9 protein-coding genes, 1 pseudogene and 1 riboswitch are annotated in these 12,439 nt (G+C 72.3%); of the genes and pseudogenes, 3 read left to right on the top strand and 7 right to left on the bottom strand.

The annotated features are described in order from the left end of the window. Positions 1-100 precede the first annotated feature (100 nt). From OG714_RS50280 to OG714_RS50270, 3 genes are all read left to right on the top strand, one after another. Complete coding sequence (locus OG714_RS50280) at positions 101-958, top strand: hypothetical protein (protein ID WP_406131199.1); 858 nt, start codon at positions 101-103, stop codon at positions 956-958. Continuing rightward, complete coding sequence (locus tag OG714_RS50275) at positions 958-3,108, top strand: bifunctional serine/threonine-protein kinase/ABC transporter substrate-binding protein (protein WP_406131198.1); 2,151 nt, start codon at positions 958-960, stop codon at positions 3,106-3,108. The genes OG714_RS50280 and OG714_RS50275 overlap by 1 nt, the downstream gene beginning before the upstream one ends. A gap of 105 nt (positions 3,109-3,213) precedes the next feature. Continuing rightward, entirely contained in the window at positions 3,214-5,412 is a 2,199-nt protein-coding gene (locus tag OG714_RS50270) for a protein kinase domain-containing protein (protein WP_406131197.1), read from the top strand. Positions 5,413-5,492: 80 nt separating this feature from the next. On the opposite strand, the gene OG714_RS50265 is transcribed toward OG714_RS50270, so the two are convergent. From OG714_RS50265 to OG714_RS50235, 7 genes and pseudogenes are all read right to left on the bottom strand, one after another. Then, entirely contained in the window at positions 5,493-6,500 is a 1,008-nt protein-coding gene (locus tag OG714_RS50265; protein WP_406131196.1) for an ABC transporter substrate-binding protein, read from the bottom strand. Positions 6,501-6,515: 15 nt separating this feature from the next. Then, on the bottom strand, positions 6,516-7,292 hold the full coding sequence (locus OG714_RS50260; RefSeq protein WP_406131195.1) for an ABC transporter ATP-binding protein: 777 nt from the start codon (positions 7,290-7,292) through the stop codon (positions 6,516-6,518). Then, positions 7,292-8,320 (bottom strand): FecCD family ABC transporter permease, encoded by a 1,029-nt coding sequence (locus tag OG714_RS50255; RefSeq protein WP_406132213.1) that lies wholly within the window; start codon positions 8,318-8,320, stop codon positions 7,292-7,294. The genes OG714_RS50260 and OG714_RS50255 overlap by 1 nt, the downstream gene beginning before the upstream one ends. 191 nt (positions 8,321-8,511) lie before the next feature. Further along, a riboswitch (cobalamin riboswitch) is annotated at positions 8,512-8,592 on the bottom strand. A gap of 70 nt (positions 8,593-8,662) precedes the next feature. Then, complete coding sequence (locus OG714_RS50250) at positions 8,663-9,577, bottom strand: helix-turn-helix domain-containing protein (protein ID WP_406131194.1); 915 nt, start codon at positions 9,575-9,577, stop codon at positions 8,663-8,665. Positions 9,578-9,641: 64 nt separating this feature from the next. After that, positions 9,642-10,562, bottom strand: a complete 921-nt coding sequence (locus OG714_RS50245; RefSeq protein WP_406131193.1) for an alpha/beta hydrolase — start codon at positions 10,560-10,562, stop codon at positions 9,642-9,644. A 44-nt stretch (positions 10,563-10,606) separates the two neighbouring features. Then, positions 10,607-11,074: a cupin domain-containing protein gene (locus tag OG714_RS50240; protein WP_406131192.1), complete on the bottom strand. Its 468-nt coding sequence runs from the start codon at positions 11,072-11,074 to the stop codon at positions 10,607-10,609. A gap of 221 nt (positions 11,075-11,295) precedes the next feature. Continuing rightward, positions 11,296-12,439 (bottom strand): annotated as a pseudogene (locus OG714_RS50235) (RNA-guided endonuclease InsQ/TnpB family protein); the annotation flags it as partial.

The raw sequence follows: 12,439 nt of genomic DNA, 5'->3' as shown, positions 1-12,439 counted from the left end.
CGCCGGAGATCGAAGCGGAAGCCGGGGAACCGTCCCGTGTCCGGGCGCATCGCTATGGGCATGGGGTGGCCGCACGGCAGGCCGTAGAGGGGGCGACGTCGTGGCGTATGCGAGAGCACTGCGTGTCAGCGGGGTGATGGTGACCTGCGGGGCCATGGCGCTGGGGTGCACCGGGGGTGGTGGCGGTTCCGCGTCGCCGCCGACGACATCCTCCGGGACGGCTCGGAGCGCTACGGCCGACGCGCAGCCGTCGGCGTCGGCGGCCCCCGGGACGGATCCGGGCAAGGAGCCGAGAACGGCGGCGCAGGCGCAGGGTCTGATCGAACGGGTCATCTCGGGGCCGGAGTTGTTCGGTACCGGGGTGGTCCCGGCGACACCGTACGAGAGCGACCCGGCGCGGTGGGCGGTACTGGGTGACGACTGTCTGTGGCGGTTGCGCCCATTGCCCGAGGACGCGTTGGCCTCGCTGACCCGGCACTTCGAGGTGCCCGCGGCCGGCGCGAAGGGGGCCGTGCGGCTGTCGGCCACGGTCACCGTGCATCGCACGGCGTTGGACGCGTCCTGGGAACAGGCCAGGATGCTGGAGGAGGACCTGGACTGCACGGAGCAGGTCCAGCGGCCGGGTGAACGCCTCACGGGGCTCCAGTCGTTGTCGTTCGCGCGCGGCGAGGGCGGCAACACCAGCGGCGACGATCTGCTGCTGGAGACGGGACAGTGCGTCAGTGACACGCGCGGCGGCCCGTACCCGTACTGGTGGCAACAGGCTGTGCTGGGCTCGGTGGTGAGCGGTACGTCCGTGTGCGGCGGGCGCGGCCGGAGCCAGGAGGAGCTCAACTCCCTTGTGGCGGAGGTGCTTCCGAGGATGTTGCTCCGGGTGCAGCAGGAGATCGGGGGCACCGCCGGGTCGGATTCCAGCGGGCCGAGCGCTTCCGCGTCGGGCACGAAGGGCGGGTCGTGATGGAGCGGCTGCTTCCCTACGATCCGTCGCGGCTCGGCGGATACCGGCTGTTGGGGCGTCTGGGTGCGGGCGGCATGGGTGTGGTCTACCTGGCGCGCGGCGTGGCCGGTGATCTCGCCGCGGTGAAGGTGATCCAGCCGGAGTTCGCCCAACAGACGGAGTTCCGGGCCCGGTTCAGGCGTGAGGCGCAGTCCGCCCATGGGGTGGACAGCCCGTGGGTGGTGCCGGTGCTGGGTGCGGACACGGAGGGTCCGGCGCCGTGGCTGGCGACCGCGTTCGTGCCGGGGCCGTCGCTGGCCGAGGCGGTGGCGGAGTGCGGGCCGTTGCCGGCGCGGGTGGTGCGGGTGCTGGGCAAGGTGCTGGCGCGGGCGCTGGACGCCGTACATCAGGCGGGACTTGTGCACCGGGACGTGAAGCCGGGCAACGTACTCCTCGCGCTGGACGGGCCCCGGCTGATCGACTTCGGTATCGCCCGGCCCACGGCGGCCGAGGAGACGGAGCTGACCTCGGACAACATGGTCGTGGGCACGCCCGGGTTCCTCTCCCCGGAGCAGGCGCGGGCGTTGCCGGTGGGACCGGCGAGCGATGTGTTCTCGCTGGGCTGTGTGCTGGCGTACACGGCGACCGGGCGGCTGCCGTTCGGTACGGGCCCGGCGGACGCGCTGTTGTACCGGACCGTGCACGACACGCCGGATCTGGACGGGGTCGAGGACGTCGAACTGCGGGACCTGTTGGAGCGCTGCCTCGCGAAGGAGCCTGCGGACCGACCCCAAGTCTCCGAGATCGACACGGAGTTGGTGGAGGATGCCCCGGCCGGCTCGATCGGCTGGCTGCCGGACCCGGTGGTCCGGATGGTCGCCGACCGGTCGGCGGAGATGCTGGCGCTGCCCGGTGTCGAGCCGACCGAGGTCTCCGGCGAGTCCGAATCCCAACGGCCGGGCCGCCGCCGGGTGTTGGCCCTCGCGGCGGGCGGTACGGCGCTGCTCGCGGCCGGTGGCGGCGCGGCGCTGTGGGCGGTGCTGCGGGACAACGACGAGAAGACACCGGCGAGTTCGGCCGCCCGTCGCGACTGGGTCATCGGTGTCCAGGCCGATCTGAGCGGCCCGATGAAGGCCGCGGGGACGGCACAGGAGCGAGCCGCGCGGCTGGCCGTGGAGCAGATCAACGCGCGCGAGGACAAGCCGTTCCCGCTCACCCTGCGGGTGCTGGACGACCGTGGAGAGCCGGCCCGGGCCCAGGCCGTGGCCCGCCAACTGACCGGCGACCGCGATGTGTTCGCCGTGCTCGGCCCCACCGGCTATGCCTCGGCGCAGAGTGCCGTGGAGGTGTACGAGAGCGCCGGGCTGCCGTTGGTGACCGTGTCCGAACTCTCGGTCTCCGCCGTGCAGTCGGCGCTCCTGGCCAAGCCGCGAAGATATTTCCGGGCCGCTCCGCTGGCCGCGTACTCCGCGTTCGCCACCGTCACCGCGCTCGCCGCGCGGGGCTCCCGCCGTCCGGGGCTGCTGGTCGACCGCGCGGGCGGGATCACCGGCATGGAGTCCGTCAACGTCGTCCACAGCGCGACCGGAGCGGGTGGTGTGGCCCTGTACGCCCGGGTCGTCCCCGCGCTCGCGCCCGACGTGTCGACCGTCGTCGCCGACATGCTCGCGCACGGCGTCGACAGCTTCTACTACACCGGCACCGCCGAGCGAGCCGCGCCGCTCGCCCGCGCGCTGGCCGCACGGAAGTTCACGGGTCCACGTTTCCTGGACATTCCGTCGGCCACGCCCGCGTTCGTCTCGGCGGCGGGCCCGGCGAGCGAGGGCTGGCAGGTCCTGGCTCCGTACATCGACCCGGGCGCCGCGGCCGTACGACCGTTCGCCACCGCCTACCGCAAGCGGTACGGCAGCGCGCCGGGCGACTGGGCCGCCGAGGCGTACGACGTGACACGCCTGCTGGCCGACCGGCTCACCGCGCTCGCCGGGCGCGCCAAGAAGCGCCCCAGCCGCACGCAGGTCGCCGACGCGCTGGCCAAGGCCCGCTTCAAGGGGCTGGTCACCACGTACGCGTTCGACGCCGACCACCAGCTCGTCACCCAGCAGGTGCAGCACTATCAGGTAAAGGGCGGGCGCTTCGTCTACGACGGCCCGGTGGGAGTGTCCGCTTCCTGACGGGCGGGCGGTCGGGCGGTGCGTACGGAAGCGTCCCGCCCGACGACGAGAGTGTCCACGGGACCGACGAGGGGTCCGCCCCCGAGCAGCAACGGGAGCCGCAGGATGCAGGCATTGCGGGCCGAGGACCCGGAGATCCTGGGCGGGCACCGACTGCTCGCCCGGCTTGGCATGGGCGGCATGGGCGTGGTCTACCTGGCCCGTACCGCCGACGGAACACCGGTCGCCCTGAAGGTGATCCGTGCCGAGTACGCGGCCGATCCCGCCTTCCGCGCCCGCTTCCGGCGCGAGGTGCGGCTGGCCACCGGGCTCACCGGCCGCCGGGTGGTCGCGGTGACGGCCGCGGACACGGAGGCGCGTGAGCCGTGGCTGGCCACCGCGTTCGTCCCCGGCCCGTCGCTGGCCGAGGCGGTGGACGGCCTCGGACCGCTTCCCGCGGACACGGTCGTCACGCTCGGGGCGCAACTGGCGCAGGCGCTGGGCGAGTTGCACGCGGTGGGCCTGGTGCACCGGGACGTCAAACCGGGCAACATCCTCCTGGTCCCCGACGGTCCCCGGCTCATCGACTTCGGCATCGCCAAGGGCGCCGGAACGACCGCGCTCACCGCCCCCGACGTGGTCATCGGGACCCCCGGCTACCTCTCCCCCGAGCAGACCCGGACCCGCGGCGGCGAGGTCGGCCCGGCCGGCGACCTGTTCTCCCTCGGCTGCGTGCTGGCGTACGCGGCGACGGGCCGACGCCCGTTCGGTACCGGCGAGGCGCCCGCGGTCCTGTACCGCACCGTCCACGAACCTCACGACCCCACCGGCCTGGCCCAACTCCCGCCGGCCCTGCGCACGGTGATCGACACCTGCCTCGCCAAGGACCCCGCGCTCCGGCCGACTGCCGCGGCGGTCCACTCCGCCCTGACGGACGAGAAGCACCCGGACGACCCCCCGTCCACGGCGCCCGAATGGCTGCCGCCCGACGTCCTGCGGCTGATCGCCGAGCGCTCGGCCCGCGCCCTCGACCCGCCGCCTCGCACGGCAGGACCAGCCACGCCCGAACCGTTCAACACGCCTACGTCACATGGCATTTCACGCCGCCGCATCCTGACCATCGGCGGCTCGGCGGCCGCAGTACTCGCCGCGTCCGGCACCGGTGCGGCCGTCCTGCTCACCCGGGGGCACCCGGCGGCGAGCGGTTCGCACGACGTCGTACCCACGCACACCCTCGCCCTCCACGCCGACCTGACGGGCACTCAGAGGGCCCTGAGCAAGGCACAGATGCAGGGAGCGCTCCTCGCGGTCGCCGCCCACAACGCCCGCAAGAACGTCGACTACCGCCTCGCGCTCTCCTCCTACGACGACGGAGGCGACGCGACCCGAGCGCGGGACGCGGCTCATCGCGTACTCGCCCAACGGTCGATCATCGCGGTCATCGGGCCCAGCACGACAGCGGGTGCCCGCGCCACCGTCCCGCTCTACTCGGCCGCGTCCATGCCGGTGGTCCTGGTGTCGGCCGCCGACGACGCCGCCGGACTGTCCGCCACGACCCTGCGCACCCTGTGCGTGACGAGGGCGTCCGACAGCTCACGGACCCTGCCGATCCTCTTCTACCTGACCAGGACCCGCCCCAGCCGGCGCACGGCGGTCATCCAGGACGGCGCGGCGGGCGAGCCGGCCGTCGACGTCAGCCGGAACCTGGTCGAGACACCGCCCGGCGGCGGCACCGTCACCGTCCACCAAGTGGCCGCCACCACAAGCGACTTCGGCCCCGTCGTCTCCCGGGCACTGGCCACGCATCCGCAGGCGATCGTCTACGGCGGCACGTCACCGCGCCGGGCGGCGGCCTGTGCCCGGGCCCTGGTCACGGCACGGTTCACGGGGACGGTGACCGGCTTCGAGCCCGTCATGCGCGCCGACTTCCTCACCGCGGCGGGGCGGGCGGCCGAGGGGTGGGTCTTCGAAGCGCCGTACACGGAGGCGCAGTCGGCGACCACCCCGGCCGCGAAGGCGTTCACCGCGGCCTACCGGGCGCGCTACGGCGGGCCGCCCGGCCGGTGGTCCGCCGAGGCGTACGACGCCGTCGGTCTGATCGCCCGAGCCCTGGACGCGCTCGGGACCACCACCACGATCGAGCCCGCGCAGGTCGCCGAACGCCTCTTCCACACCGCGTACGACGGGGTGGCCAAGCCGATCCGCTTCGTCCAGGGCACAACACACGCGCTGGACCCGGAGAGCACCGGCTTCCTGTACCAGGTCAGGGACGGCGCGTTCCGTTTCCTGGGCCGCTACGACCAAGTGCGCGCGGTTCAGCCGTAGGGCGCGAGGGGGCTTCCCGGGGGTGGATGGCCGCCGCCCTGCGCCAGACGCCGTGACCCGCAAGAGCCCCTCCACTCCACCTAGTTGGTGTCCTTCGCCGCGGCCACCGTCCGCAGATACGCGCCGAGGCGGGCGATCGCCGACGGGTTGCGGGGGCTCTCGACGAGGTCGACGTAGTCGAGGACGAAGATCCGGCGGTGCTTGACGGCGGAGACGTTGCGCAGGGGGGCGTAGGAGAGGAGGAACTTCTTCTTCTGTTCGGCGCTCACGTCGCCGTAGTCGCAGATGACGATGACGTCCGGGTCTCGCTGCACGACGGTCTCCCAGCCGACCGTGGTCCAGGAGTCGTCGACGTCGTGCATGACGTTGGCGCCGCCTGCCTCGCTGATGATCTGGTCGGGGGCGGCGTAACGGCCGGAGGTGAACGGCGAGTCCTGGCCGCTGTCGTAGAGGAAGACCTTGGGGCTCTTCGCCGGGGCCTTGCTGTGTACGGCCGCGATCTGCTTCTTGAAGTCGGTGATCAGGGTGGCCGCGCGCTTCTCGACGCCGAAGAGTCTTCCGAGGTTGGTGAGGTCGGCGTAGAGGGCGTCCAGGGGCGGCATGATGCCGCGCGAGGTGTCCGTGCGGCCGTTGCGGCAGGACTCCGTGAGGATGTACGAAGGGATGCCGAGCTTCTTCAGGGCGTCGGGGGTGAAGCCGCTGTCGTCGCGGAAGCCGTAGTTCCAGCCGGCGAAGACGAGGTCGGCGCGGGCGTCGAGGACGTTCTCCTTGGTGAGTTGGTCCTTGGACAGCCACTTCACCTTCTTGTAGCCGTCCTTCCAGGGGACGTCGGTGAGGTCGCCCTTGTCGTCGGGCATCGCGAATCCGGCCATGCGGTTCTCCAGGCCGAGGGCGAACATCAGCTCCGTGATGCCGACGTCGTTGGTGACGACCCGCTTGGGGACCGTCTTGTACGTCACCTTCTGACCGCAGTTGGTGAGGGTGACGGCGGAGGATACGGCGTTCTGCGGCGAGGGCTCGACCGTGGCGCCGCAACCGGCGGTAGCGGTCGCGGCGAGGCAGAGCGCGGCGGCAAACAGCTTGCGCATGCGGGGCGTTGTCCTTCAGACGATGGGCGTGGTGGGCGGGAGCAGGTCGAACAGGAGCTGGACGGCGCCGGTCTCCGGATGCCGTACCGGATGCGCGCGGACCCCGAACACCTCGGCGAGCAGGGCGGGTTGGAGAACGTCGTGCGGCGGGCCGGAGGCGACGATCCGGCCGTTCGCGATCACGTACAGCAGGTCGCAGTGGGCGGCGGCGAGATTGAGGTCGTGCAGGGCCGCCAGGACGGTCAGACCGCTGCCGCGGACCACGGACAGCACGTCCAACTGATGGGCGATGTCGAGGTGGTTGGTGGGTTCGTCGAGGACCAGGACACGGGGGCGCTGGGCGAGTGCGCGGGCGATCAGGACGCGTTGCCTCTCGCCGCCGGACAGGGCGAGGAACCCACGGCCGGCGAGGTGGGTGACGCGGGTGCGTGCCATGGCTCCGGCACAGATCTCCCGGTCGGAGGTGGCGGTCCGGTCCCGGTGCGGCAGCCGTCCCATGGCGACCACTTCGGCGACGGTGAAGTCGAACTCGGCGGACGACTCCTGCGGCAGCGCGGCCAACTTCCGTGCGGCGGCGCGCGGTTCCATGGCGTGCACGTCGTCGCCGTCGAGCCGGATCACGCCGTCGGCCGGTCGCAGCGCCCGGTACACGCACCGCAACAGGGTCGATTTTCCACTGCCATTGGGGCCGACGAGCCCGACGAAGGCCCCGCTGCCCGCGGCGAGCCGGATGTCGTGCACCAGCCGCACCGCACCCGCGTCGACCGAGAGCCCCTCGATGTCGAGCCTCATCAACGCCCCCCGAACGCGTAGCCGCCGCGCCGCATCAGCAGCAGGAACGCGGGCACTCCCACGACCGCGGTGATCACGCCGACCGGCAGTTCGGCGGGCGCCAGCAGCAGCCGGGACAGGACGTCCGCCCACACCAGCAGCACCGCTCCGGCGAGCGGCGCGACGGCGAGGACCTTGCGGTGATCGGCGCCGACGAGCATCCGTACGAGGTGCGGGACCATCAGTCCGACGAAGCCGATGGCTCCGCTGACCGCGACGACCGTTCCCGTCACGGCGGCGGTCACGAGGAACAACTCCCGCCGCAGTCGGCCCGGTTGGACGCCGAGCGCGGCGGAGGTCTCGTCCCCCATCGCGAGGGCGTTGAGCGACTCCGCGCGCCGGCGCAGCCACGCCCAGCCGGCCGCCACGGTGACGGCGGCCAACGGCACCTGCGCCCAGGTCGCCCCGCCCAGGCTCCCCAGCAGCCACATCATCGCCGAGCGGGCCGCCTCGCCCCGGGCCGCGCCGAAGACCATCACGGTGGTGACGGCTTCGAAGCCGTACGCCAGCGCGGTGCCCGTCAGGATCAGCCGCAGCGGGGTGAGGCCGTGCGGCGAGCGGGCCACCGCGTAGACCAGGACCATGGCCGCGAGCGCCGAGGCGAACGCGGACACCGACAGCGCCCACACCCCCAGCCCGGCGAACGCGCCCAGCAGGATGACGGCGTTGGCGCCGACCGCGGCCCCCGAGGAGATGCCCAGCACGAACGGGTCGGCGAGCGCGTTGCGGACCATGGCCTGTACGGCCACGCCGACAGCGGAGAGCCCGGCCCCGACGACGGCCGCGAGGACGACCCGCGGCAACCGGATCTCCCAGACGATGGTGTAGGCGGCGGCGTCACCGGCCCGCACGGTCCCGCCGGTGACTCCGGCCCACAGGAACCGGAACACGTCCGCCGCACCGATTCCGGCCGCGCCGAGACCGACGCCGCACACGAGGGAGACGCAGAGCAGGAGCAACAGCCCGAGCAGCAGAAGGGGTTGGGGTATCCGGCGCGGATCACGCCCTGGACTCTGGCCACGGCCGGAGCCGGTTCTCGGACGTCGGAGCACGATCGGCGGTCCTTCACCTGGGGCCGCCTGGTGAACCTCGATCGAGGAGACAGCCCGGACGACCGTGCCGGCCGCTCGGTCCCCTCTCGCAGTCCACGGCGAGCAGTCAACGGGTACGCACCACCCACGGGCGATCGGACTCACGCGACGACCAGGGGTCGCCACGCACACCGTTGCGGGTCAGCGCCGGATTCTCACCGGACTTCCCCCGCGGGAGGCTCGGGGAGCGTAACAAACGCCGCGGAGCGGGCCGACGGCGCCTGAACCGCACCCCTCCCGTCAGCTGCCTGATAACACCTCGGAACTCAGGCCGCCCGCCCTCGGCATGGCGCCGGCCGGCTCCCGGCAGGTGGCGCGCAGCGCGTCCACCTTCTCCGCGTCGGTCGTCCCGGCCGCCGCCGTGTACGTGACGACCCTGAGGTCGGTGCCGGCGGCCATCACGATGTCGAGGTCGAGGTCGATGGCTCCCACCCGGGGGTGTTCGACGGTCTTGCGGTCGCCGACGTGGGTACGGGCCGTGCCGTTGGACCAGAGGCGGGCGAAGCGCGGGCTGTCGTGCAGCATGTGGTCGACGAACGCGGCGAGCCGCGCGTCATGGGGATGGGCGGCGGCCGTCACCCGCAGGTCGGCGACGAGGTCCTCCTCCTCGACCTCGTCGCCCGCCCAGGAGCGGACCGGCCAGGCCCCGATCGGCTCTCGCCCCCGTGCGGCGCTCGTCCGGAACATGCCGGCCACGAGGTTGTGCTCGACCCAGCCGTACGTCCGGGGATCGCCGATCGCCTCGGACCACATCCCGTTCCAGCTGACGAGGGTCCAGTCGGCGGCGAACACCGCGGTGGGGTTGCCCGCCAGCTGATCCATCAGCCGGTGCACCCTCGCGGGAACGTGTCGGGACACGTTCCCGGCCGGGGGCGGTGCGAGGTGCGCGCAGCGGAACAGGTGGTCGCGCTCGGACGGTTCGAGGCGCAGCGCCCTGGCCAGTGCGGCGACCACCTGGGCCGAGGGGTTCCGGGCGCGGCCCTGTTCCAGCCGGACCACGTAGTCGACCGACAGGCCTGCCAGCCGGGCCAGTTCCTCCCGGCGCAGCCCGGGGATGCGCCGGTCCCCGCCCGCCTCCAGCCCGCTGTCCCGCGGTGACACGCGCTCGCGCCACCCCCGCAGCGCGATGCCGAAGTGGTTCGTCCTGGCCGCCATGGAGCACATTGTCGTTCAACTGGCGCGCGGCACACGGCCGTTCAGCCGCGGCCCGCCGGAGTCTTTACTCGCCGGACTCCTCGACGTCCGCGCCGTCGGCCCACCGGGCCCGGATGAAGGCTCCGGCGGCGTCGAGCGCGGCGGCGCCCTCGTCGAGGAGCGACGCGAACGCCTGGAAGACGTGCGGGACTTGGGGCCAGACCTGCAGTTCTACGTGGACGTCGTGCTCGGCGGCGCGCGCGGCCAGTCGTACGGCGTCGTCCAGGAGGATCTCGTACGAGCCGACCTGGATGAACAGGGGTGCCAGGCCGGTCAGATCGGCGAAGACAGGGCTGGCGTGCGGGGTGGTGGGGTCGGTGTCGCGGAGGTAGTCGCGGGCGCGGGTGCGCAGGCCTTCCGGGGTCAGTGAGGCGTCGACCGCGGCCTTGCCCACCGCGCTGTCGCCGGACACGCTCAGGTCGGCCCACGGGGAGAAGACGGTGGCCGATGACGGCTGGGGCAGGCCCGCGTCCTTGGCGGCGACCAGCGTCGCGGCGACGAGACCACCGCCCGCGGACTCACCGACAAAAGCGATGGCGGAGCCGGGAGTTCCGTCGTCGAGCAGGGCCCGGTACACGGCCAGGGCGTCGTCGACCGCCGCGGGGAACGGGTGCTCGGGTGCCAGCCGGTAGTCGACGCAGACGGCGCGTGCGCCGGTGCGCCGGGAGACCTCGGCGGCCAGCCCCGCGGCGTCGGCCGCCGAGCCGATGACGTACGCGCCGCCGTGCAGGTACAGCAGGACGGTCGCCGGGTCGTTCGCAGGCGTCTCCACAGTGACGACCGGTACGCCGCCCAGGTCGCCCTCCGTGGTCTTGACGTCGGGCGGCAGGGGGATGGCCGTCATCATGTCGTGGAAGAGGGCGCGCTGTTGGGTGACGTCCCCTCCGAGGTCGAGCGGGCCGTGCCGCAGCATCTCGTCGAGGGCCTGGCGCTGTTGCCGGGACATGGCTGTGCCTTTCGTGGTTCCGGTCGATGCGGTGGAGCGGTGGGTCAGCGTGGCGGGCCGACGATGACCTGGCCGTACAGGTCGGCGGCCTCGGCCATGACGTCCCGCGAGATCTCGAAGCCCTCGGGGCGCGGGGTCGCGAGGTCACGTCCCGCGTGCCGGAACATGCCCTCGATGCCGCCGGGCGTGCAGATCATCAGCAGGTCGGCGGTGTCGGAGGTGATCCGGTAGCCGTGCGGGACGTTCCGCGGCAGGAAGACGATGCCGCCCTCCGACAACTCCATCTCCTCGTCGTCGCACCACAGCAGCGCACTCCCCTTGATGAGCATGAAGACCTCGTCCTCACGGGTGTGCTTGTGGTACGGCGGTGCCTCGCCCTTCGCGACGGAGAACCGTCCCACGGTCAGCTGTCCGCCGGTCGCCGCGGCGTCGAGGAGTACGGCGAACTCGCTGCCGTCGAGCCATTCGAGTCGCTGCTGCTGCTCGGGCTGTGCGAGGTAGGCCATGGTCATGTGGCTGTCCGTTCTGCGCGCTCGGCGGTCTCCGGTCGGGGCCGTGCCCTGCCCTCCGATGATCCTCTTCCGCACCCGCCGGCCGCCAGCCGTGCGGGTAGGACCAGCAGTACCACTCCCCCGGCCCGGCCCTCGGTGCCAGGCGCATTCGGGGCCTCTCGCGGCTTGTGGCATTCTCTGCTGCCGTGACTCCTCCCCCGGTTGAAGCCGGGGGTTTCTCGTTACGCCCGGTTGGCGTTGCGACGGACCAGCCCGGCCCGTAGAACGTTGGTGGCTCCGACTGTGTCGGCGTGCGCGGTGTGGCCGCAGGCCACGCAGTGGAACTTTTCCTGTGTGGGCCGGTTCTCCTTGGCGGTGTGCCCGCATTCGGGGCAGGTGCGGGAGGTGTTGCGGGGGTCCACGGCGATCACTTCCCGTCCGGCGCTTTCAGCCTTGGCGTGCAGGATCGTCAGGAACACCCCCCAACCGGCATCAGCGATACTGCGGTTGAGCCCGGCCTTGGCGGCGGCCCCATTGGGCAGGAACGCACCTGCCTGTTCGGGGTCGGGCTTGGGTGCGGGGGCCTTGCTCATGTTGCGGATCTTGAGGTCTTCGTGCGCGATGACGTCATGCGCGCGGACCAGGCCCAGGGCGGTCTTGTGTGCGTGGTCGAGCCGCTGGCGCCGCACCTTGCCGTGTAGCTGGGCGACCTTCTCCACGGCCCGCTGGTGGTTGGCGGTGCGGTCCTTGGCCTTGCGGCGCGGGAACCGGGACAGGGCCTGCTGTGCCGCCTCCGGTTTCGCGGCCGCACGGCGGCCGTGGCGCGGGCTGGGCACGAACCCGCCGTTCGAGTCGGCGAGGAAGTTCGCGATGCCCAGGTCGATGCCGACCACGGAGCCGGTCGCGGGCAGCGGTTCGGGCTGGTCCTGCTCAGCGGTCAGCACGACGAACCACTTTCGGCCCTCGCGCTTCACCGACACGGTCTTGACGTGGCCGGCCACCGGGCGATGCTGGTTGACCCTGACATGGCCGACGCCCTGGAAGCGGACCCGGGTCACGGGCTCGTGCGGGGTGGAATTCCACCGGCAGCCGTCCCCGTCCTTGGGAAAGTCCACCGTGTCGAACCAGTTCACCCCGCGAAAGCGCGGGTAGCCCGGGGCATCGCCGGACTTGACCCGGCGGAAGAACGCGGTGAACGCCTTGTCGAGACGGCGCAAGGTGACCTGCTGTGAACTGAACGACCAGCGGCCCTGCCGCTCGGGGTCGAACACCCGGATCCTTGAGCTGCGCGGACTGCTGCCCGTACTTCACGCTCGTCTTCGTGGCGTGCCGATAGGCGTCACGGCGTTCCTGCAAGGCCCCGTTGCAGAGGGAGCAGTGATCCCG

This window comes from Streptomyces sp. NBC_00989 (assembly GCF_045162655.1).
Taxonomy (GTDB): Bacteria; Actinomycetota; Actinomycetes; order Streptomycetales; family Streptomycetaceae; genus Streptomyces.
The sequence above is the reverse complement of the archived record's forward strand: the minus strand, read 5'-3'. Positions and strand labels throughout refer to the sequence as shown.